The sequence below is a fragment of the Streptomyces sp. F001 genome (genome assembly GCF_004187715.1).
GTDB classification, from domain to species: domain Bacteria; phylum Actinomycetota; class Actinomycetes; order Streptomycetales; family Streptomycetaceae; genus Streptomyces; species Streptomyces flavusporus.
This window is the reverse complement of the sequence record NZ_QZWF01000006.1, coordinates 237,587-259,696: the sequence shown is the minus strand read 5'-3', so window position 1 is coordinate 259,696 and position 22,110 is coordinate 237,587. Positions and strand designations below refer to the sequence as shown.

Below are 22,110 nucleotides of genomic sequence, written 5' to 3'. Positions count from 1 at the left end.
GCGGCAATTGTGTGGCAGTGCGACGAGGGGAGCGGTAGTGGGCGGGACGACTCTGGTGCAGGACGGACCAGTTGCGACGGCGCCCCCGCACCGCCCTGCCCCACCGCCGGTCCTGACCGCCGAACTCAGCCCGCGCCGGGTGCGGTTGGTCTTCCTCGGGCTGATGCTCGCGCTGCTGCTCGCCGCCCTGGAGCAGATGATCGTCGCCACCGCGCTCCCGAGGATCGTCGGTGAGCTGCACGGCCTGGACAAGATGTCCTGGGCGATCACCGCCTACCTGCTCACGGCCACCATCGGACTGCCGGTCTACGGCAAGCTCGGCGATCTCCTCGGCCGCAAGGGTGTCTTCCAGTTCGCCATCGTCGTCTTCGTCGTCGGCTCCGCGCTCGCCGGCCGCGCGCAGACCATGGACCAGCTGATCGCCTTCCGTGCGGTGCAGGGCGTCGGCGCGGGCGGGCTCATGATCGGCGTGCAGGCGATCATCGCGGACATCGTTCCGCCCCGGCAGCGGGGCAGGTTCATGGGGCTGATCGGCGCGGCGTTCGGTCTCGCCTCGGTGGCCGGGCCGCTGCTGGGCGGCTACTTCACCGATCATCTCTCCTGGCGCTGGTGCTTCTACATCAACGTGCCCTTCGGCCTGATCACCATGGCCGTCGTCGCCGTCGTGCTGAAACTTCCCAAGCCGACCGCCAAACCCCGCCTCGACATCCTCGGTGCGCTGCTCCTCGCCGCCGCCTCCACCTGCCTGGTCCTGCTGACCAGTTGGGGCGGCACCGAGTACGCCTGGGACTCGGACGTCATCCTCGCGCTCGCCGCCGGGGCCGCGGCCACCACCGTGCTCTTTCTCGTGGCCGAGCACTTCGCCGCCGAACCCCTCATCCCGCTGCGGCTGTTCCGCGACTCCGTCTTCAACATCACCGGCCTGGTGGGCCTGGTGGTCGGCGTCGCCCTCTTCGGCGCCGCCAGCTACCTGCCGACGTTCCTTCAGATGGTGGACGGGGCCAGCGCCACCGAGTCCGGGCTGCTGATGCTGCCCATGATGGGCGGCATCGTCGGCGCCTCGATCATCTCCGGGCAGCTCATCAGCAGCACCGGTCGTTACCGGATCCACCCGATCATCGGCGGCGCCCTCTCCGTCGTCGGCATGTGGCTGCTCTCCCGGCTCGAAGCCGACACGCCCCGGTTGCACTACAGCATCTGGATGGCCGTGCTCGGCGCCGGGATCGGCATGGTGATGCCGGTTCTGATCCTCGCCGTGCAGAACTCCGTGCGCCCCGCCGACCTCGGCACCGCCACCAGCGCCAACAACTACTTCCGGCAGATCGGCGGCAGCGTCGGCGCCGCGATCTTCGGCACCCTCTTCGCCGACCGGCTCACCGACTCCCTGGGCGAACACCTCCCCGCGCGCGCGGACGCCGGTCTGCCCGACCCCGAGTCCATCACCCCCGAGCTCGTCCACGCGCTGCCTCCGGCGCTGCGCGAGGGCTACATCCAGGCCTACGCCGACGCCATGCCGAGGATCTTCCTCTACCTGGTGCCGGTGCTCGTCCTCGGGCTGCTCATCTCGTTCTTCCTCAAGGAGACCCCCCTGTTGACCAGTACAGCGTCCCCCCACGCCCCCGCCACCGACCCGGAGACAGCTCAGGTGAACGCCCCCATCCCGCACGCCCGTTCGCCGTACGCCGCCGGAATCGCCGTCTGCGGCACCGTGCAGCACCCCGACGGGACCGTCGTGCCCCGCGCCGCGCTCACGCTCATCGACGTCGCCGGACAGCAGATCGGGCGGGGCGCGAGCGGCGAGGACGGACGGTATGCGCTGGCCACGCCCGGCTCGGGGGCGTACGTCCTGATCGCCGCGGCCGGCGGCCACCAGCCGCAGGCCGTCTCCGTGACCGTCGGCGAACGCCCCGTCGAACTGGACGTCGTCCTCGGCGGCGCCGGACGCCTCGCCGGCAGCGTGCTCACCGCGGACGGCAGCCCCGTGCGCGACGCCACCGTCACCCTCACCAACGCGCACGGTGAGGTCGTCGCCAGTACCCGCAGCGGACGCGAGGGCGGCTATGTCATCACCGAGCTGGTGGCGGGCGAGTACACGCTCGCCGCGAGCGCTCCCGCCTTCCGCCCGGCCGCTCTCCCGATCACCGTCCAGGCGGCCCGCGAGACCCGGCAGGACATCGAACTCGCCGGCGGCGCCGTGCTGCGCGGCACGGTCCGGGCGAGCGGCGGGCGACCGGTCGAGGACGCCCGCGTGACCCTGCTGGACGCGGCCGGCAACGTGGTCGACACGCTCACCACCGGGGCTGACGGAACGTTCCGGTTCGTCGATCTGTCCTCCGGCGAGTACACCGTCATCGCGGCCGGATATCCGCCCGTGGCCACCGTGCTGCACGTGGCGGGTGGGGGACGCACGGAACGCGACCTTCAGCTGGGCCACGAGGACTGAACCGCCCGTCGGCCGCGGCAGGGCGTGCGCCCGCGCGGTCGGCGACATCAATTCCCGTATTGCCGCACATCGTGGAGGGGAGTCGCCGTACGGTGGGTGACGGGGGCACAGATCTAGATCTTGCACAGTCGTGGGGAGAGGGACTGGGCCATGGACCGTGGCACCGACCGGGCAGCACCTCCCGACCACCAGGCCGGAAGCGGTGCACCGACGGGGCATGCCCCGGCCGGCCGCATCCCGCTGGCCGTGGTCGTGGTCGATCGCGACGGCCTCGTCTCCCACTGGAGCACCGGCGCGCGACGCCTCTTCGGCGCCGCCAAGGAGTCTGCGATCGGCCGGCCCGCGGCCGACCTTCTCCCCGTCTCCGGAGCACTGCCCGAGGACCGGGAGGACACCCCGTACGGGCCGTACGGCGGGTACGACGGCCTCGGACCCGGCCTGCAGGCCTCCCTCGACGGAGGGCTCTCCTACCCGGCCGCGGGCCGCGCCCGGGTCGGTGTGCCCGACGGCGGCCGGGTCGACGTGCTGTGGTGGGCGTACCCGCTGATCGGACCCGGCCTCGAGCGGCTGCTCGTGCTCGCCGCGGACGCGGCTGCCCTGCGCCCGCACGAGCCGGACGAGGACGCGGTCGTCGAACGGATCGCGCCCGCCTTCGCCCTGCACACCGACTTTCCCGGCGCCGAAGAACTCGCCCGCAGGCTTCCCGAGATCCTGCCCAGCATGAGCGTCGACGAGAGCGCGCGGATCGTCGCGCAGGTCCTCGAACTGGGCTACCCCATCCTGGAGTTCAGCCAGAACGACCGGGTGCCGGTCACTCCGGACTGGGGCGTGCCCCGGCGCGCCGAGCGCAGGGCCCGCCGCGAGCGCCTGGCCAGGGCCGTGGCGGCCGGCGAGACCGTACCGGAGGAACTGCGGGACGACAAGGACGGCGAGGATCTCGAGTACGCCGCCGTACGCGAGCGCCTGGAGTTCCTCAACGAGGTGAGTGGAAGGATCGGCACCTCGCTCGACCTGGCGCGGACCATCGTCGAGGTCAGCAAGGCCGTCGTGCCGCGCTTCACCGATGTCGCCGGCACCTATCTGCGCGAACAGGTCGTCGCCGGCGAGGGATTCCCCGAAGGCGTGCCGGACACCACCACCATGTGGCACCGGGTCGCCCTCGAGCACACCGACGAACCCGGCCGCTGGGACGACGTCGTTCCCGTCGGCGAGGCCATGCCGTTCCCGGCGCACACACCGTTCTTCCAGTGCATGACCACCGGCGAGCCCGTCCTGGTGCCGCGGATCAGCGAGCAGATGGGCCACGCCATCGCCTCGCAGTTCGAGAAACGGGACATCCGGCCGCTGATCACGGGCCGTTCGATGCTCGTCGTGCCGCTGAAGGCACGCAATGTGGTGCTCGGGTTCATGGTCCTGCTGCGTCATCCCGAGCGTGCCGAGTTCAACGACATGGACCGGGTCACCGGCGCCGAACTCGCCGCCCGCGCGGGCCTCGTGCTCGACAACGCGCGCATGTACACCTACCAGGAGAGCGTCGCCGAGACCCTCCAGGACAGCATGCTGCCGCACATCCCGCCGCGCATGGCGGGCTGCGACATCGCCACCCGCTATCTGCCCGGCACGATGCTCGGGCGGGTCGGCGGCGACTGGTTCGACTCGGTGAAACTGCCCGGCGCCCGCACCGCGTTCGTCGTCGGCGACGTCATGGGGCACGGCCTCAACTCCGCTGCCATGATGGGCCAGTTGCGGACCGCCGTGCAGACCATGGCCGCCCTCGACCTGCCGCCCGCCCAGCTGCTGCGCAACCTCGACGACCTCGCCCAGCGGCTCGGCGACACCTACCTGGCGACCTGTCTGTACGCCGTCTACGACCCGATCGCGAGCGAGCTGCACCTGGCCAACGCGGGCCATATTCCACCGGTGTTGGTGCGGGCCGAGGACGGTCGCAGTGAACTGCTCGATCTGCCCACGGGTGCGCCCGTCGGGGTCGGCGGGGTGCCCTTCGAGGCGGTACGCGTGCGCGTGGAGCCCGGAGACCGGCTGGTGATGTGCACGGACGGGCTGGTCGAGGTGCGCGGTGAGGACATCGGCGTCGGTCTCGCCACGCTGTGCGAGTCCGCCGCACACCCGGCCGCGTCCATGGACGACGCCTGCGACACCATCATCCGCGCCCTCAACACGCGCGGCGGCCGCAAGGACGACGTGGCCCTGCTGATGGCCCGCCTGAACGGCATCGAACCCGGCGACGTCGCCGAGTGGCGGCTCGCCCTCGACCCGGCCGAGGTGGGTCGGGCCCGCGCCGCCGTCCGCGAGCAGCTGCACGACTGGGGCCTGGCCCGGCTGGCGGACAGCGCCGAGCTGATGGTCAGTGAACTCGTCACCAATGCGGTACGGCACTCCCACCGCCGGCCCGTCGAACTGCGCCTGGTGCGCGGCGACACGCTGCTGTGCGAGGTGGACGACGACGATCACGACCTGCCGACCCTGCGGGGCGCCGGACCGCGCGACGAGGCGGGGCGCGGACTGCGCGTCGTCAGCACCCTCGCGCGCGAGTGGGGCGCCAGCCGCAGGGGCGCGGGCAAGACCGTCTGGTTCGAACTGACGCTGCCGCGCCGCTGAACCATCGGGCGCAGGGGGGCGCGTACGCCTGTCGAACGAGCCGTGAAGGTTGGCGCCGTCACCTTGTGACCGTGACCCGGGCGCGATAGACCGTACTGGCCCGTCACTCACGGCGGGACGGCGTCGGACCTGGGGAGTTGGCCATGAGCGTGACGAGTCGGTACCGGGAGGCCTGGGAGGCGTTCTGGCGCGAGGCGCCCCGCGGACAGGGCGCCGTTTTCTGGGACGCCGAGGCATCGCTCACCGCGGGCCGCCACCTCGCCCTGTTCGAGCCGCACCTGACCGACCCCGGCCTGCCCGTGGTCGACCTGGGCTGCGGCAACGGCACCCAGACCCGCTACCTCGCCGACCGCTTCCGCCACGTCCTCGGCGTCGACCTGTCCGTGGCGGCCGTCGAGCACGCCCGGTACGGGGATCCCGCCGGGCAGGCCGGTTACCGAGCACTGGACGCCGCCGAGAAGAGCGAGACCGAGACGCTGCACGCGGAGCTCGGCGACGCCAACGTGTACATGCGCGGTGTACTCCACCAGTGCGAGCCCGACGACCGGCAGTCACTGGTGGACGGCATCGCCACCCTCGTCGGCACCCGCGGCCGGGTCTTCCTCGTCGAGCTCGCCGAGGCCGCCGGTGCCGTCCTGCGCTCTCTGGCCCAGGGCCCCGCCGGCCCGCCGGCCAAGCTCGCCCCCGTCTTCCGGCACGGCATCGCCCCCGGCGAGGTGGCCGACGCCGCCGTGCCCGACTACCTGCGGGCGGCCGGGCTCACCGTGCTGGCGAGCGGCGAACTGCCCCTGGCGACCACGGAGTCCGGCCCGGACGGCGCCAGGATCGAACTGCCGTCGAAGTGGCTGGTGGCCGGCCGGGAGGGCTGACCGCACGCGTCCCGCTGCACCGGAGCCGACGACCGCTTTTCGCCGGTGGGCCCCCTCCTGGTCGTGCGCTGATTCTCCGCGTAACGTGACGCACCATGAAGATCCTCATCAGCGCCGACATGGAGGGCGCCACCGGTGTCACCTGGCCGGCCGACGTGTTGCCGGGGACACCGCAGTGGGAGCGGTGCCGTTCGATGTTCACGTCGGACGTCAACGCCGCGGTGCTCGGCTTCTACGACGGCGGTGCCGACGCGGTCGTCGTCAACGAGGCGCACTGGACCATGCGGAACCTGCTGCTGGAGCGCCTGGACGAACGGGTCGAAATGCTCACCGGACGGCACAAGTCGCTGTCCATGGTCGAGGGTGTGCAGCACGGCGACGTGGACGGCATCGCGTTCGTCGGCTACCACGCCGGCGCCGGAGCGGAGGGCGTGCTCGCACACACCTACCTCGCGAACTCGATCACCGGGGTGTGGCTGAACGACGTCCGCGCGAGCGAGGGACTGCTGAACGCGCATGTCGTCGCCGAGTACGGGGTACCGGTGATCCTCGTGACGGGGGACGACGTGGCCTGCGAGGACGCGCTCGGGTATGCGCCCGAGGCGTTGAAGGTCGCCGTCAAGGACCATGTGTCGCGGTATGCGGCGGTGTGCCGTACGCCGGCCAGGACCGCCGTCGACATCCGGGCCGCGGCGAAGGAGGCGGCCGCTCTGGCGGTGCGCCACGAGCCGGTCAGGGGCGGCCCGTACACCGTGGCGGTCGAGTTCGACGCCGAGCATCTGGCCATGGCCGCGACCGTCGTGCCGGGCGTGGACCGGATCGGGGAACGGAAAGTGGCGTACACCAGCGAGACCATGTACGAGGGCATCCGTACCTTCAAGGCGGTCACCACTGTCGTCTCGGCCGCCGTGGAGGAGCAGTATGGCTGACCAGCGGGCCCTGGACGAGGTCGTCGAGTTCACCTCCGACCTGATCCGTATCGACACCACCAACCGGGGCGGCGGCGACTGCCGGGAACGGCCGGCCGCCGAGTACGCGGCGGCGCGGCTCGCTCAGACGGGACTGGAACCCGTGCTGCTGGAGCGCACCGAGGGGCGGACCAACGTCGTCGCCCGCATCGAGGGCACCGACCCCTCGGCGGACGCGCTGCTCGTCCACGGGCACCTGGACGTCGTACCCGCCGAAGCCGCCGACTGGAGCGTGCACCCGTTCTCCGGGGAGGTCCGGGACGGGGTCGTCTGGGGGCGGGGCGCGGTCGACATGAAGAACATGGACGCGATGATCCTCGCCGTCGTCCGGGCCTGGGCCCGGCAGGGCGTACGGCCCCGGCGGGACATCGTGATCGCGTTCACCGCGGACGAGGAGGCCAGCGCCGAGGACGGTTCCGAGTTCCTCGCCACGCGGCACGCCGGGCTGTTCGAGGGGTGCACGGAGGGCATCAGCGAGTCCGGGGCGTTCACCTTCCACGACGGCGGCGGCCGGGAGATCTATCCGATCGCCGCCGGTGAGCGCGGCACGGGCTGGCTGAAGCTCACCGCGCGCGGGCGCGCCGGACACGGCTCCAAGGTGAACCGCGAGAACGCGGTGACCCGGCTGGCCGCCGCGATCGCCCGGATCGGCGCGCACGAGTGGCCGCTCAGGCTGACCCCGACCGTGCGGGCGGCCCTCACCGAACTGGCCGCGCTGTACGGCATCGACACGGACCTCTCCGATGTCGACGCGCTCCTGGACAAGCTCGGCCCGGCCGGAAAGCTCGTCGAGCACACCGTCCGCAGCAGCGCCAACCCGACCATGCTGACCGCCGGCTACAAGATCAACGTCATTCCGGGCGAGGCCGTGGCGTATGTCGACGGACGCTTTCTGCCGGGTGGCGAGGACGAGTTCCGCACCACCCTCGACCTGCTGACCGGGCCGGACGTGGACTGGGCGTACGAGCACCGCACGGTGGCCCTGCAGGCGCCCGTGGACTCGACGACGTACGCGAAGATGCGGGCTGCCGTCGAGGAGTTCGCGCCCGAGGGGCATGTGGTGCCGTACTGCATGTCGGGAGGCACCGACGCCAAGCAGTTCTCGCAGCTCGGCATCACCGGCTACGGCTTCGCGCCGCTGAAGCTCCCGGAGGGCTTCGACTACCAGGCCCTCTTCCACGGGGTCGACGAGCGCGTCCCGGTCGAGGCGCTGCACTTCGGCGTCCGCGTTCTCGACCGGTTCCTGCGGAGCGCCTAGAGGTATGGGGGAGAACGTGCAGACCATGGCGTACGGTTCCTGGCCCTCGCCGATCGACGCGGCGCTCGCCGCCGCGCACGACGGCCATCCCGAGTACGTGGGTTTCGTCGGTGACGAGGCCTGGTGGACCGAGCCGCGGCCCGCCGAGGGGGGCCGGCGCACACTGGTGCGCAGGCATGCCGACGGCGGGGAGGAGTCCGTGCTGCCCGCTCCGTGGAACGTGCGCAGCCGGGTCATCGAGTACGGCGGACAGCCCTGGGCCGGAGACCTCGTCGACGGCCGGCCGCTGGTGGTGTTCGTGCACTTCGCCGACCAGCGGCTGTACCGCTACGAGCCGGGGAGCGAGCCGCGCCCGTTGACGCCCGTGTCCCCGGTGGGCGGCGGGCTGCGCTGGGCCGATCTGCGGCTGCGGCCGGAGCGCGGTGAGGTGTGGTGCGTGCTGGAGGAGTTCACCGGTGACGGACCCACCGATGTGCGGCGTGTGCCGGCCGCGGTGCCGCTGGACGGCTCCGCCGCCGAGGACCGGGACGCCGTGCGGGAACTCACCGACGACCGGCACCGTTTCGTCACCGGTCCGCGCCTCTCGCCCGACGGACGGTATGCGGCCTGGCTGGCCTGGGACCATCCGCGTATGCCGTGGGACGGCACGGAGCTGGTGCTCGCCGAGATCGGATCCGACGGGACACTCCTCGCGCCCCGGACGGTCGCCGGCGGCCCTCAGGAGTCGATCGCCCAGGTCGACTTCGCGGCCGACGGCTCCCTGCTGTACAGCAGCGACCGCACCGGCTGGTGGAACATCTACCGCGACGGTGAACCGCTGTGCCCGCGCGAGGAGGAGTTCGGCGGGCCGCTGTGGAAGCTCGGGCACCGCTGGTTCGCCCCGCTGGACAGCGGGCTCATCGCCGTCGTGCACGGGCGCGGCGCGACCGCCCTCGGGATACTGGACCCCGAGACCGGCGAGGTCGTCGACACGGCCGGCCCCTGGACCGAGTTCGCGCCCACCCTCGCGGTGCACGGCGAGCGGATCGTCGGCGTCGGGGCCAGCCCGCGCAGCGCCTACGAGGTGGTGGAGCTGGACGCCCGGACCGGCCGGGCCCGGGTGATCGGCGCCGAGCACGACGACGCCGTGGACCCGGCGTACTACCCCGAACCGCAGATCCGCACCTTCACCGGCCCCGCCGGACGCGAGATCCACGCGCATGTCTACCCGCCGCACAACCCCGGCTGCATCGCACCCGGCGCCGAGCTGCCGCCGTACGTCATCTGGGCGCACGGCGGCCCCACCGGACGCGCACCGCTCGTCCTCGACCTGGCCATCGCCTACTTCACCTCCCGCGGCATCGGCGTCGCCGAGGTCAACTACGGCGGCTCCACCGGGTACGGCCGCGCCTACCGGGAGCGGCTGCGCGAGCAGTGGGGTGTCGTCGACGTGGAGGACTGCGCGGCTGTTGCGCTCGCGCTGGCCGACGAGGGCACCGCCGACCGTGACCGGCTCGCGGTGCGTGGCGGCAGCGCGGGCGGCTGGACCGCGGCGGCGTCCCTCGCCACGACCGACGTCTACGCCTGCGGCACGATCATCTACCCGATCCTCGACCTCACCGGCTGGGGCACGGGGGAGACCCACGACTTCGAGTCGCAGTACCTGGAGAGCCTGGTCGGGCCGCTCGCCGAGGTGCCCGGACGGTACGTGGAACGCTCGCCCGCCGAGCACGCCGACCGCATCACCGCGCCCTTCCTGCTGCTCCAGGGGCTGGACGACGTGATCTGCCCGCCGGCGCAGTGCGAGCGGTTCCTGGCCCGTATGGAGGGCGGACGGGTGCCGCACGCGTACATCGCCTTCGAGGGGGAGGGGCACGGGTTCCGGCGGGCCGACACGATGATCCGTGCCCTGGAGGCCGAACTGTCCCTGTATGCCCAGGTGTTCGGGCTGAACCCCCGCGGCGTTCCGACGTTGGAGCTGGCCAAGTGAAGGAACTCCTGCGTCCGGCCCGGCTCGCCCCCGGCGCCCGGGTGGCCGTCGTCGCACCCAGCGGACCCGTGCCGGAGCAGCGGCTGCAGGCCGGACTCGACGTGCTGCGCGGCTGGGACCTCGACCCGGTGGCGGCGCCCCATGTGCTGGACCGGCACGGGACGTTCGACTACCTGGCGGGCACGGACGCCGACCGGGCCGCCGACTTCCAGGCGGCCTGGTGCGATCCGTCCGTGGACGCCGTGCTGTGCGCCCGCGGCGGGTACGGGGTGCAGCGGATGGTCGACCTGCTGGACTGGGAGGCCCTGCGGGCGGCCGGGCCGAAGCTGCTCGTCGGCTTCAGCGACATCACGGCGCTGCACGAGGCGTTCGCTGTGCGACTGGACCTGGTCACGCTGCACGGGCCGATGGCGGCGGGCGTCGACTTCATCAAGAACGCGCAGGCGCAGGAGCACCTCAAGGCCACGCTGTTCGCGCCGGAGACGGTCCGCACGATCGCCTCCGGCGGTACGGCACTGGTTCCCGGCCGGGCGCGGGGTGTCGTCCTGGGCGGATGCCTCTGCCTGCTCGCCGCGGAACTGGGCACCTCGCACGCCCGTCACTCCGCGCGCGGCGGGCTGCTCTGTCTGGAGGACGTGGGGGAGGAGACGTACCGTCTGGACCGTTACCTCACCCAACTGCTCCGGGCCGGCTGGCTCGACGGGGTGCGTGGGGTGCTGCTCGGGTCGTGGGAGCGATGCGATGCCTACGACCGGGTACGCGCCCTGCTCGTCGACCGGCTCGGCGGGCTCGGGGTTCCCGTGGTCGAGGAGTTCGGATTCGGGCACTGCGACGGGGCGTTGACGATTCCGTTCGGGGTTGCGGCCGAGCTGGACGCGGACACGGGCACCTTGACGCTGGACGAGCCCGCTCTGCGCTGAGCAGCGGAACTGAAATTCCGTCAGGAAACTCCGATCACGGTGATTGACCCGTCCTGACACGTGTCACAACATGATTACCGGCCTGCACTACTGGTCGGTATTCGTGTTGTCCGGTTGTCCTCGTTCTCCGGGTGTTCCGGGTGTTCCGGTTGCCCTCAGTGTGGAGGTCTGCGTGTCCCGACGTGTGTCCAGGTCCCGTGCCGTTCTCGCCGCCGCGCTGGGCGCCGCGCTCACCGCGCCCCTCGCACTCACCGCTCCCGCCACCGCGACCGGCCAGTACACCGTCAGCGCCCTGAAGTTCACCGTCCGGGCAGGCGGCCGCACCTGCACGATCGACGCCGACCTCTATCGGCCCGCGGGCGTGAACAGTGCCCGCCCCGCCCCCGCCGTGCTGGCCACCAACGGCTTCGGCGGCAGCAAGAACGACGGTTCCACGGACGCCATCGGCAAGGCCTTCGCCCAGCGCGGCTACGTCGGGCTCGTCTACTCCGGGCTCGGCTTCGGCAGATCGGGCTGCCTCATCTCGCTCGACGACCCGGCCGTCGACGGCCGGGCCGCCGCGCAGCTGCTGGACTTCCTGGCCGGCAAACGGGCTGCCGACGACGGCACCAGCGTCGACTACGTCACCCTCGACCGTCCGGGCGACCCGCGCGTCGGCATGATCGGCGGTTCCTACGGCGGGGCGATCCAGCTGGCCACGGCCTCCGTCGACCACCGCGTCGACGCCCTCGTGCCCATGATCACCTGGAACGACCTCGGGTACTCGCTCGCCCCGAACAGCGCCGTCGGTGCCCGCGGTGTGCCCGGCGCCTTCAAATGGCAGTGGACCAACGGCTTCTACCTCATCGGCGAGGGCCAGCCGCTGAGCCGGCCGGGCCTCGACCCGTCCCGCATCAACTCCCGCACCTGTCTGCACTTCGTCAGCAGGGCCTGCGAGACCATCCGCACCCTCAACTCCGGACGCTATCCGGCCGACCGGGCCGCCGGGCTGCTCGACTACGCCCGCAGCGTCTCCCCGGTGTCCTACCTGCACCGGGTCCAGGCGCCCACCCTGCTGGTCCAGGGGCAGGCCGACACCCTGTTCAACCTCAACGAGGCGACCGCCACGTACAAGACGCTCAAGGCGCACGGCACGCCGGTGAAGATGATCTGGCAGTCCTGGGGGCACAGCGGCGGCCTGACCGACCCGGCGAGCGGAGAACTCAACCTCGGCCAGGGCAACCTGGAGAGCGCCTACGTCGGCAAGCGGATCCTCTCCTGGTTCGACCGCTATCTGCACAAGAAGAAGATCGACACCGGACCGGCCTTCGCGTACTACCGGGACTGGATCACAGACCCCCACCGCACCTACGCCACGGCCGACCGGCTCCCCGCACCCGGCCAGAAGCTGTACCTGTCCGGTGACGGCAAACTCGTCGACAACCGCAGGAAGGTGGCGCGCGGCAGTCGCTCGTACACCAACTGGCTCAAACCCACGAGCCACTCGGAGAGCTCCGTGGCCGGGCTCGCCGGGCTGCCGGACCCGGGGCCGTACGACACCAAGGGCACCTACCTGGGCTGGACCAGCCGGCCGCTCGGGCGGGACGTCGACGTCGTGGGCGCGCCCCGGGCCACGCTGAGGGTTCTCTCTCCGCAGGCGGAACGCACCCAGCACTCGGGCGACGCCGCCGACAAGCTCGTCCTCTTCGCCAAGCTGTACGACGTCGCACCCGACGGCAAGCAGACGCTGGTCCACCGGCTGGTCGCGCCGGTCCGCGTGCCGGACGTGACCAAGCCGTTCACCGTGACCCTGCCGGGCATCGTCCACCGGTACGAGAAGGGCCACCGGCTGCGGTTCGTGATCGCGGCGAGCGACGACGCGTACTTCGGCAACCGGGGGACCAAGCCCGTGACCGTGGTCAGCGCGCCGGGGGACACGGGGGTGCTGGAATTGCCCGTGGTGCCTGAGTGAGCCGGCTTGGAGCGAGCCGTCGTAGGGTGGCGGCGTGCCACACTCCGTGTCCCACTACCTCGCCGAAGGTCCCCGCCTGGGCATACGCCACTTCACCTACGAGGACGGCGCCGAGTTCACCGCGCGTGTCCGGGAGAGCAAGGCGCTGCACCATCCGTGGCTCTTCCCGCCGGACACCGCCGAGGCGTACGCCCGCTATGCCGGCCGGCTGATCGAGGACCCGACGAAGGCGGGGTTCCTGGTCTGTGACCGGGTCACGCACGCCCTGGCCGGCTACATCAACATCAACAACATCGTCCGCGGCGCCTTCCAGAGCGGGGCGCTGGGATACGGCGCCTTCGCGCACGCCGCCGGGCGCGGGCTGATGCGCGAGGGGCTGAACCTGGTCGTGGACCATGCGTTCGGGCCCCTGCGACTGCACCGGCTGGAGATCAACGTGCAGCCCGGCAACGCCGCGTCGATCGCCCTCGCCCGCGCCTGCGGATTCCGCCTGGAGGGCTTCTCGCCGCACCTGCTCTACATCGACGGCGCCTGGCGGGACCACGAACGCTGGGCGCTCACCGCCGAGATGCGGGCTTGTGGTTGATCTTCATCGTGTCGAGACCGGTGACCGTCGACCGCAGATCCCGGAAGCCGTGGCCGAGGCCGCGGAGCGTCGTCCCGGCACGGTTCCCCGCGATCGCCGCGGCCATCTCCTCGCCGTCCTCGGCGTCGGACACGACCACGTACCGCATCGAGAAGTGCTTCAGCGGCGACACCTCGTACGAGAGCGACCCCTCCTCGGTGAACCGCATGCTCAGCATCCCGTGTGCTTTTGCCGTTGAAGGCTCGACTCCACGTCGGGGAGGATGCGGCGCATGCGGAATATCGTCGTGATCGACGCCCCCTCCAACCTGGGCCTGCGCCGCCCGCCCCCGGCACCGTCCCCGGCTGCCACAAGCTCGCCGGGGCCCTGCGTGAGCAGCGAATACTGCAGCGGCTGAACGCCCTGGAGGGCGGGGTCGTCGTGCCGCCGCGCTACGACCGCGGGGACTGGCAGGAGGGCGACGGCGTCTTCAACGCGGCCGCCATCGCCTCGTACACCTGCAGACTGGCCGACCGGATCGAGCATCATGTACGCGCCGGGGACTTCCCCCTCGTGCTCGGCGGCGACTGCTCCATCCAGCTCGGCGCCTCGCTCGCCCTGCGCCGCATCGGGCGGTACGGGCTGGCGGCAGTGGACGCCTCGCACGACTTCCGCCACCCGGGCAACTCCGACCACGTCGGCGCGGCGGGCGGCGAGGAGCTCGCGCTGGCCACCGGGCGCGGGCAGGAGGACCTGACGAACCTGGAAGGGCTGAAGCCGTATCTGCGGGACGCGGACGTGCGGCTCTTCGGCATCCGCGACTACTTCGACGAGGACACGGCAGAACTCGCCGGCCTGAAGATCCCGGTCGTCACGGTCGGCGACATCCGGGAGTGGGGCGCCGACGCACTGGCCCGCGTCACCGCCGAGGCCTTTGCGATTCCGCAGCTCCAGGGGTTCTGGGTGCACCTGGACGCCGACGTCCTCGACCCGTCCGTCATGCCCGCCGTCGACAGCCCCGATCCGGACGGACTGTTCCCCGACGAACTCATCGCCCTGCTGCGGCCCTGGCTCGCCTCCCCGCACTGTGCCGGCCTCAACGTCACCATCTACGACCCCGACCTGGACCCGGAGGGCACGGCGGGCGCGCTGCTCGCCGACGTCGTCGTGGACGCCTTTGCGCAAGCCTGACCGGCGGCTTCTCCGGCCAGTGTCCGTGGCGTTACGCGGGCAGGGCCGCGGGTACCCGGCGGGCATGGACCGCATGGATCATCTGGAGCATCTGGACAAGCATCTGGTCGACGAACTGGCGCAGGTCGCGCGTGAGACGATCCGTGACGAACTGCGGCAGCAGACCCGTAAGCAGCGCCGCACCGCCATGCTGTACGGCGCTTCCGGAGCCGTCGCCCTCTACGCGGGGGCGGCCCTCGCGCTCGCCGTGGGCCTGGCCCTCGCCATCGCCCTGCCGGACTGGGCCGCCGCGCTGGTCACCGCGGCGATCCTTGGTGTCATCGCCTACGTGCTGCGCGGGGCGGCACGGCCCACACACCGGCACATGACCGAACCGGCCGCCGGCCATCCGGAGCGTGTCCCCGGCGGCGCCGCACCGTATCCGCCGATGCCGCCCGTCGCGCCCGGCGAGGCCCCCTCGGCGACCGGAGCGCCGACGGCGGACACCCCGCAACCGGGCACGCCCGCCCGGGGCCCGGTGCCGCGGCCGGACCTGATCGACCCCGAGAACCCGCACCACCGGGCGTGACGACCGGTGCGCACGCGGCGTCGCAGGGCCGTCGTGGTGACCGGGGCAAGCGGAGGCGTGGGCCGGGCCACCGCCCGCGCCTTCGCCGCCCGGGGCGAGCGGGTCGCCCTGCTGGCCCGGGGCCGCGAGGGCCTCGCCGCGGCGGCGGACGACGTGCAGCGCGCCGGAGGTGAGGCGCTGGTCGTCACCGTCGACATGGCCGACGCCAAGGCCGTCGACGACGCCGCTCAGCAGGTCGTGGACGCGTTCGGACGGATCGACGTCTGGGTCAACAACGCCTTCGCCGGGGTCTTCGCGCCGTTCACGGAGATCACCCCGGACGAGTTCCGGCGGGTGACCGAAGTGACGTACCTGGGCTGCGTGTTCGGTACGCGGGCCGCGCTGCGGCACATGCTGCCGCGGGACCGGGGCACGATCGTGCAGGTCGGTTCGGCGCTCGCGTACCGGGGGATTCCGCTGCAGTCCGCCTACTGCGGCGCCAAGCATGCGATCCAGGGATTCAACGAGTCACTGCGGTGCGAGCTGTTGCACGAGAGGAGCGGGGTGCGGACGACGATGGTGCAGCTGCCCGCCGTCAACACGCCGCAGTTCGACTGGGTGCTGAGCCGGGTGCCGGGGCGGGCCCGGCCGGTGGCGCCGGTGTATCAGCCGGAGGTCGCGGCGCGGGCGATCGTGCACGCGGCGCGGCACGGGCGGCGCCGGGAGTACTGGGTGGGCGGCTCCACGGTGACCACGCTGCTCGCCAACGCCGTGGCTCCCGGGCTGCTGGAGCGGTACCTCGCCCGGACCGCGTTCGACGCCCAGCGGGACGCGGGCGAGCATCCCGGGCAGGGGAACCTGTGGGTGCCGGCCGACGGTCCGCACGGGCGGGACTTCGGCGCGCACGGGCGGTTCGACGAGGAGTCCCTTCCGGCCGGCCCACAGGAATGGGTTTCCCGCCATCGTGGACACGCGGGGAAGGCACTCACGCTTGGCGCCGGGGTGCTGGCGGCACGCAGGCTGACGCGTGCTGCCCGCCGTTGGGCGACCCGGTATTCCTCCACGTCGTCCGTCCGCAGCGTCGGGCCCTCATGAGGAGATCAGCGGCTCTGCTGGAGCTGGGGCAGCACCTTCGTACGGTAGAAGTCGAAGAACGCGCGCTGCTCGGGGCCGATCTGATTGACGTAGATCCGGTCGAAGCCCGCCTCGGCGAACGCGTTCAGCGTGGCGACGTGCTCGTCGACATCGTCGCCGCAGACCGTGTTGTCACGCACCATGTCCTCGGTGATCAGCGGCTCCAGCTGCTCGAAGTGGCGCGGTGAGGGCAGGATCTGGCCCATCTCACCGGGCAGCAGCTGGTTCGACCACAGCCGGCGGACCGTGCGGACGGCCTCGTCGCGGTCGGTGCCGTAGCAGACCTTCGTCCCGCCGCTCACCAGCTTCGCGCCCCCGCCGCCCTTGCGGAACTGCTCCACCATCGACGCCTCGGGCGCCATCGTGATGTAGCCGTCGCCGACGCGTGCCGCGAGGGCCGTCGCTTTGGGGCCGAAGCCGGAGATGTCGATCGGGACGGGCTCGTCGGGGACGGTGTACAGGCGGGCGTTCTCGACCTTGTAGTGCGTGCCGAAGTGGCTGATCTCCTCGCCGGAGAACAGCTTGCGCATGATGAGGATCGCCTCCTCCAGCATGTCCATACGGACACTCGCCGGTGGCCAGGTGTGGCCGACGACGTGCTCGTTCAGTGCCTCGCCCGTGCCGACGCCGAGGCGGAAACCGTTCGTCATCACCGCGCTGGTCGCGGCGGCCTGTGCCACCACCGCCGGATGGATCCGGACCGTGGGGCAGGTGACCGCGGTCTCGATCGGCAGGGACACCGCCTGGGAGATCGCGCCGATCACCGACCACACGAAGGGGCTCTGGCCCTGGGCGTCGTTCCAGGGGTGGTAGTGGTCCGAGATCCACAGCGTCTCGAATCCGGCCTGCTCCGCCATCCTCGCCTGTTCGACGAGATCCGCGGGGGCGAACTCCTCGCAGGAGAGGGAGTAGCCGTACTGGGGCATGGAGGACACCTCGCGAGGGAGCGGGTCGGGCGGGTCACCGGCCGGGTATCCGCCCGCCACGGCACGAAACGCGGGTGCAGTGGGGGTCGAACGGGGGCCCGGCGCGTTTGGGTGCCCTGGCCAGGGGGACGCGGAAAACCTCGTACGAGCCACACCCCCTCTGCCTCGATGGCGTGGGGGACCCCCACCGGAGGCACACCGTGAGTCGACCCCGCATCGTGATCGTCGGTGCCGGTTTCGCCGGCTACCGGACCGCCCGCGAGCTGTCGCGGCTGGCCCGGGACAAGGCCGACATCACCCTGCTCAACCCGACCGACTACTTTCTGTATCTGCCCCTGCTGCCCCAGGTGGCCGCCGGGATCCTGGAGCCGCGCCGGGTCACCGTCTCGCTCTCCGGCACCCTGCCCCGGGTGCGGCTGGTGCTCGGCGAGGCCGACGGCATCGATCTCGACGCGCGCACCGTGCACTACTCCGACCCCGAGGGCGGTGGCGGCACCCTCCAGTACGACCGGCTGGTGCTCGCCGCCGGCAGCGTCAACAAGCTGTTGCCCATTCCCGGCGTCGCCGAGCACGCGCACGGCTTCCGCGGACTGCCCGAGGCGCTCTATCTGCGCGACCACGTGACCCGGCAGGTGGAGCTGGCGGCTGCCGCCGACGACCCCAAGAGCTGTGCGGCGCGGTGCACCTTCGTCGTGGTCGGCGCCGGTTACACCGGTACCGAGGTTGCCGCGCACGGGCAGATGTTCACCGACGCGCAGGTCCGCAAGCACCCCCTGCGGGAGGGCATGCGGCCACGCTGGATGCTGCTGGACATCGCCCCGCGCGTCCTGCCCGAGCTGGACGAACGGCTCTCCCGCACCGCCAACCGCGTGCTGCGGCAGCGGGGTGTCGACGTGCGGATGGGGACCTCCGTGAAAGAGGCCGTGCACGGGGGAGTCCTGCTGACCGACGGCGAGTTCGTCGACACCCGCACGCTGGTGTGGTGCGTGGGCGTACGGCCCGATCCGCTCGTCGACTCCCTCGACCTGCCCATGGAACGCGGGCGGCTGCTCGTCGACCCGAACCTCCAGGTGCCGGGCCGACCGGAGGTGTTCGCGTGCGGGGACGCGGCCGCTGTGCCCGACCTCGAGCGACCGGGGCAGTACACGCCGATGACCGCGCAGCACGCCTGGCGGCACGGCAAGGTCTGCGCGCACAACATCGCCGCGTCCTGCGGGGTGGGGGAGCCGCGGGCCTACCGCCATCGGGACCTCGGGTTCGTCGTGGACCTGGGCGGCGCGCAGGCGGCGGCCGACCCGTTCGGCGTGCCGCTGTCCGGTCCCCTCGCGGGCGCGGTCACCCGCGGCTACCACCTCGCCGCGATGCCCGGCAACCGGGTGCGGGTCGCCGCCGACTGGCTCCTGGACGCGGTACTGCCGCGCCAGGCGGTCCAGTTGGGGCTCGTACGGTCCTGGTCGGTACCGCTGGACACGGCTTCGCCGGAGCTGGCCCGGGTGCCGGGCCGGGGGGAGCCGGGTGCGGGGGCCGGCGTGGGGGCGGGGGACGGTGGTGCGGGGGCTGCGAAGAGGCAACCGGGCCCGGAGCCTGCGGAGAGCCGGCCCGGCTCTGAGTCCGCGAAGAGTCAGCCGGGCCTGGAACCGGCGAAGAGTCAGCCGGGCCAGGAACCCGCAAAGAATCAGCCGGGTGGGGAGCCGGCGAAGAATCAGCCGGGTGGGGAGCCGGCGAAGAATCAGCCGGGTGGGGAGCCGGCGAAGAATCAGCCGGGTGGGGAGCCGGCGAAGAATCAGCCGGGTGGGGAGCCCGCGAAGAACCAGCCGGGCGAAGAGCCCGCCAAGAAGCAACCACCCCCGCCCCCGGCGAGGGACACCCCTCACCCGGTCCCGTCAAGCGCACCGACATCCCCGCCGAAGGAGACCGATGAACACCCCCGAACTCGTCGAGCTGGCACAACAGTTGCGCGTGGACAGTGTGCGGTGCTCCGCTGCCGCAGGCTCCGGGCACCCCACGTCCTCGATGTCCGCCGCCGATCTGATGGCCGTCCTCCTGGCCAACCACCTGCGCTACGACTTCGACCGCCCCGACCATCCGGGCAACGACCGCTTCATCCTCTCCAAGGGACACGCCTCGCCCCTGCTGTACTCCGCCTACAAGGCGGCCGGCGTGGTCGACGACGGCGAACTGCTCACCTTCCGCAAGCTGGGCAGCCGCCTCGAAGGGCACCCCACACCGCAGCGGCTGCCGTGGGTGGAGACGGCCACCGGATCGCTCGGGCAGGGCCTGCCGGTCGGCGTCGGTATCGCCCTGGCCGGCAAGCGGCTCGACCGCACCGGTTACCACGTGTGGGTGCTGTGCGGCGACAGCGAGCTCGCCGAGGGCGCCGTGTGGGAGGCCGCCGAGCACGCCTCGTACGAGCATCTCGACAACCTCACCGCGATCGTCGACGTCAACCGGCTCGGCCAGCGCGGCCCCACCCGGCACGGCCACGACCTCGACGCCTACGCCCGCCGTCTGGAGGCCTTCGGCTGGCACACCGTCGAGGTCGACGGGCACGACGTCGACGCGATCGACCGTGCGTACGGGGAGGCGATCTCGACCAAGGGCCAGCCCACCGCCGTCCTCGCCCGCACTCTGAAGGGCAAGGGCGTCGCCGCCGTCCAGGACCGCGAGGGCCTGCACGGCAAGCCGCTGCCCGACCCCGACGAGGCCATCGCCGAACTCGGCGGCCCCCGCGACCTGCGCGTCCATGTGCACGAACCGCACAGCGCCCGTCTGCTGCACGCCGTGCGCGACGGGCAGGTCGAGCTGCCCCGCTTCGACAAGGGCGAGGAGATCGCGACCAGGGACGCCTACGGCAAGGCGCTCGCCGCCCTCGGCACCGGACGCGGCGAGATCGTCGCCCTCGACGGCGAGGTGAGCGACTCCACCCGCGCCGAGTACTTCGCCAAGGAACACCCCGAGCGCTTCTTCGAGTGCTACATCGCCGAGCAGCAGATGGTCGCCACCGCGGTGGGCCTGTCGACGCGCGGCTGGGTGCCGTACGCCTCGACGTTCGCCGCGTTCCTGACGCGCGCCCACGATTTCGTGCGCATGGCGTCGATCAGCGGCGCCGGTATCAATCTGGTCGGCTCGCACGCGGGGGTCGCGATCGGGCAGGACGGGCCTTCGCAGATGGGCCTGGAGGACCTGGCGATGTTCCGGGCCGTGCACGGCTCGACCGTCCTGTACCCGTGCGACGCCAACCAGACCGCCCAACTCGTCGCCGCCATGGCGGACCTCGACGGCATCCGCTATCTGCGCACCTCGCGCGGCAAGAGCGCCGTGATCTACGGGCCCGACGAGGAGTTCCCGATCGGCGGCAGCAAGGTGCTGCGCTCCTCCGACCGGGACCGGCTGACCCTGGTCGCGGCGGGCGTGACCGTGCCCGAGGCGCTGGCCGCCGCGGACGCCCTCGACCGGGCGGGCATCCGGGTCCGGGTGATCGACCTGTACTCGGTCAAGCCCGTCGACCGGCTCACCCTGCGGCAGGCCGCCGAGGACACCGGCTGTCTGCTGACCGTGGAGGACCACCATGAGGCGGGCGGCCTCGGGGACGCGGCCCTCGACCCCTTCCTGGACGGGCGCCCCATGCCGCGTCTGGTGCGTCTCGCGGTGCGGACCATGCCGGGCTCGGCGGCCCCGGACGAGCAGCTGCATGCGGCAGGCATCGACGCCGAGTCCATCGTCGCCGCCGTCCAACTCCTCGTGGAACAGGCGGTCGTGCGGTGAGCGGTGACGACGTACGGGCCGTGCGGGTCGGCCGGCGCACGGTCGAGGTGCAGCGGCCGGACAAGGTGCTCTTCCCCGGTGGCGGGGACGCCAAGGAGTACACCAAGAGCGACCTCGTCGACTACTACCGGGCCGTCGCCCCGTTCATGCTGCCGCAGTTGCGCGGCCGGCCGTTGATGCTGGAGCGGCATCCGGACGGCCTGGACGGTCCGCAGTTCATGCAGAAGAACACGCCGGACACCTACCCGGACTGGATCACCCGCGTCGAGGTGCCCAAGGAGGGCGGCACCGTCTGTCACACCGTCTGCGACAACACCGCCACCCTCGTCCACCTCGCCGACCAGGCCTGTATCACCCTGCACCGCTGGCTGTCGCGCACCGGACGCCTGGAGAGCCCGGACCGGATGGTCTTCGACCTCGATCCCTCCGGCGACTCCTTCGCGCCCGTCCGCGAGGCGGCCCGGCTGCTCGGCGAGCTGCTCGGCGAACTGAAGCTGCCCTCCGCCCTGATGACCACCGGTTCGCGTGGCCTGCACGTGATCGTGCCGGTCGGCGGGCACCACGGCTTCGACGAGGTACGCGAGTTCGCCCGGGACGTCGCCGACACCCTCGCCGCCGCCCACCCCGACCGGCTCACCACCGCCGCCCGCAAGAAGGACCGCGGCGACCGTCTCTACCTCGACGTGCAGCGCAACGCCTACGCGCAGACCGCCGTCGTCCCCTTCACCGTCCGCGCCCGGCCCGGCGCCCCCGTGGCGGTCCCGGTCACCTGGGACCAGCTGGACGAGCCGGACTTCGGCCCACGCCGCTGGACCATCGCCGACGCCGCCGACCAGGCCCGCACCGATCCCTGGGCCGACATGCCGAGCCGCGGACGCGCCCTGGGGCCGGCGCGGCGCCGGCTCGACGCGTTGCGTGGCTGACACATGTACCGCCCCTGCGCAGGCGTGATACGCCCCGCGGCGGGGGTGTGCGTTTTCCGAAG

14 protein-coding genes and 3 pseudogenes are annotated in these 22,110 nt (G+C 72.1%); 15 read left to right on the top strand and 2 right to left on the bottom strand.

Going from position 1 to position 22,110, the window contains the following annotated elements; translation table 11 throughout:
* Nucleotides 1-37: 37 nt before the first annotated feature.
* The 9 genes from StrepF001_RS24060 (at nucleotide 38) to StrepF001_RS24020 (ending at nucleotide 13,583) form a co-directional block, all read left to right on the top strand.
* Complete coding sequence (locus StrepF001_RS24060) at nucleotides 38-2,443, top strand: MFS transporter (protein ID WP_129800292.1); 2,406 nt, start codon at nucleotides 38-40, stop codon at nucleotides 2,441-2,443.
* 150 nt (nucleotides 2,444-2,593) lie between these two features.
* Nucleotides 2,594-5,062 carry a SpoIIE family protein phosphatase gene (locus StrepF001_RS24055; RefSeq protein ID WP_129800291.1) on the top strand — a complete coding sequence of 823 codons (2,469 nt, stop codon included), beginning with the start codon at nucleotides 2,594-2,596 and terminating at the stop codon, nucleotides 5,060-5,062.
* Nucleotides 5,063-5,205: 143 nt separating this feature from the next.
* Nucleotides 5,206-5,931 (top strand): class I SAM-dependent methyltransferase, encoded by a 726-nt coding sequence (locus StrepF001_RS24050; RefSeq protein ID WP_129800290.1) that lies wholly within the window; start codon nucleotides 5,206-5,208, stop codon nucleotides 5,929-5,931.
* 95 nt (nucleotides 5,932-6,026) lie between these two features.
* Nucleotides 6,027-6,860: a M55 family metallopeptidase gene (locus StrepF001_RS24045; protein ID WP_129800289.1), complete on the top strand. Its 834-nt coding sequence runs from the start codon at nucleotides 6,027-6,029 to the stop codon at nucleotides 6,858-6,860.
* Entirely contained in the window at nucleotides 6,853-8,157 is a 1,305-nt protein-coding gene (locus tag StrepF001_RS24040; RefSeq protein WP_129800288.1) for a M20/M25/M40 family metallo-hydrolase, read from the top strand. Before StrepF001_RS24045 ends, StrepF001_RS24040 begins: the two co-directional genes overlap by 8 nt.
* A 4-nt stretch (nucleotides 8,158-8,161) precedes the next feature.
* A complete protein-coding gene (locus StrepF001_RS24035) occupies nucleotides 8,162-10,126 on the top strand; it encodes a prolyl oligopeptidase family serine peptidase (RefSeq protein WP_129800287.1) in 1,965 nt (654 codons plus the stop codon).
* Nucleotides 10,123-11,046: an LD-carboxypeptidase gene (locus tag StrepF001_RS24030; protein ID WP_129800286.1), complete on the top strand. Its 924-nt coding sequence runs from the start codon at nucleotides 10,123-10,125 to the stop codon at nucleotides 11,044-11,046. The genes StrepF001_RS24035 and StrepF001_RS24030 overlap by 4 nt, the downstream gene beginning before the upstream one ends.
* Nucleotides 11,047-11,218: 172 nt before the next feature.
* Nucleotides 11,219-12,997 carry a CocE/NonD family hydrolase gene (locus StrepF001_RS24025; RefSeq protein WP_240797651.1) on the top strand — a complete coding sequence of 593 codons (1,779 nt, stop codon included), beginning with the start codon at nucleotides 11,219-11,221 and terminating at the stop codon, nucleotides 12,995-12,997.
* Nucleotides 12,998-13,031: 34 nt separating this feature from the next.
* Nucleotides 13,032-13,583: a GNAT family protein gene (locus StrepF001_RS24020; protein WP_129800284.1), complete on the top strand. Its 552-nt coding sequence runs from the start codon at nucleotides 13,032-13,034 to the stop codon at nucleotides 13,581-13,583.
* Here the strand turns inward: StrepF001_RS24020 and StrepF001_RS24015 are convergent.
* A pseudogene (locus StrepF001_RS24015) lies at nucleotides 13,555-13,806 on the bottom strand (DUF6204 family protein); the annotation flags it as partial. The gene StrepF001_RS24020 and the pseudogene StrepF001_RS24015 overlap by 29 nt on opposite strands.
* Before the next feature lie 48 nt (nucleotides 13,807-13,854).
* On the opposite strand from StrepF001_RS24015, the pseudogene StrepF001_RS24010 reads away from it, so the two are divergent.
* The 3 genes and pseudogenes from StrepF001_RS24010 to StrepF001_RS24000 all read left to right on the top strand — a co-directional run bounded on the left by StrepF001_RS24010 (nucleotide 13,855) and on the right by StrepF001_RS24000 (nucleotide 16,395).
* A pseudogene (locus StrepF001_RS24010) lies at nucleotides 13,855-14,753 on the top strand (arginase family protein).
* 64 nt (nucleotides 14,754-14,817) lie between these two features.
* Nucleotides 14,818-15,321, top strand: coding sequence for a phage holin family protein (locus StrepF001_RS24005; protein ID WP_129800283.1), 504 nt, complete (start codon nucleotides 14,818-14,820; stop codon nucleotides 15,319-15,321).
* A 6-nt stretch (nucleotides 15,322-15,327) separates the two neighbouring features.
* Entirely contained in the window at nucleotides 15,328-16,395 is a 1,068-nt protein-coding gene (locus StrepF001_RS24000) for an SDR family oxidoreductase (protein WP_129800282.1), read from the top strand.
* Between the two features lie 5 nt (nucleotides 16,396-16,400).
* Here StrepF001_RS24000 and StrepF001_RS23995 read toward each other — a convergent pair whose 3' ends face one another.
* Nucleotides 16,401-17,360, bottom strand: coding sequence for an LLM class F420-dependent oxidoreductase (locus tag StrepF001_RS23995; RefSeq protein WP_129800281.1), 960 nt, complete (start codon nucleotides 17,358-17,360; stop codon nucleotides 16,401-16,403).
* A 200-nt stretch (nucleotides 17,361-17,560) separates the two neighbouring features.
* Here StrepF001_RS23995 and StrepF001_RS23990 point away from each other — a divergent pair.
* The 3 genes and pseudogenes from StrepF001_RS23990 to ligD all read left to right on the top strand — a co-directional run bounded on the left by StrepF001_RS23990 (nucleotide 17,561) and on the right by ligD (nucleotide 22,048).
* A pseudogene (locus StrepF001_RS23990) lies at nucleotides 17,561-19,281 on the top strand (FAD-dependent oxidoreductase).
* On the top strand, nucleotides 19,278-21,125 hold the full coding sequence (locus StrepF001_RS23985) for a transketolase (RefSeq protein ID WP_129800280.1): 1,848 nt from the start codon (nucleotides 19,278-19,280) through the stop codon (nucleotides 21,123-21,125). Before StrepF001_RS23990 ends, StrepF001_RS23985 begins: the two are co-directional and overlap by 4 nt.
* Complete coding sequence (ligD, locus tag StrepF001_RS23980; protein WP_206306930.1) at nucleotides 21,122-22,048, top strand: non-homologous end-joining DNA ligase; 927 nt, start codon at nucleotides 21,122-21,124, stop codon at nucleotides 22,046-22,048. Before StrepF001_RS23985 ends, ligD begins: the two co-directional genes overlap by 4 nt.
* The last annotated feature ends 62 nt before the right edge of the window (nucleotides 22,049-22,110 follow it).

Coding starts and splice junctions, on each gene's coding strand:
- StrepF001_RS24055 (WP_129800291.1), top strand. CDS start 2,594: ATGGACCGTGGCACCGACCGGGCAGCACCTCCCGACCACCAGGCCGGA.
- StrepF001_RS24050 (WP_129800290.1), top strand. CDS start 5,206: ATGAGCGTGACGAGTCGGTACCGGGAGGCCTGGGAGGCGTTCTGGCGC.
- StrepF001_RS24045 (WP_129800289.1), top strand. CDS start 6,027: ATGAAGATCCTCATCAGCGCCGACATGGAGGGCGCCACCGGTGTCACC.
- StrepF001_RS24040 (WP_129800288.1), top strand. CDS start 6,853: ATGGCTGACCAGCGGGCCCTGGACGAGGTCGTCGAGTTCACCTCCGAC.
- StrepF001_RS24035 (WP_129800287.1), top strand. CDS start 8,162: ATGGGGGAGAACGTGCAGACCATGGCGTACGGTTCCTGGCCCTCGCCG.
- StrepF001_RS24005 (WP_129800283.1), top strand. CDS start 14,818: ATGGACCGCATGGATCATCTGGAGCATCTGGACAAGCATCTGGTCGAC.
- StrepF001_RS23995 (WP_129800281.1), bottom strand. CDS start 17,360: ATGCCCCAGTACGGCTACTCCCTCTCCTGCGAGGAGTTCGCCCCCGCG.
- StrepF001_RS23985 (WP_129800280.1), top strand. CDS start 19,278: ATGAACACCCCCGAACTCGTCGAGCTGGCACAACAGTTGCGCGTGGAC.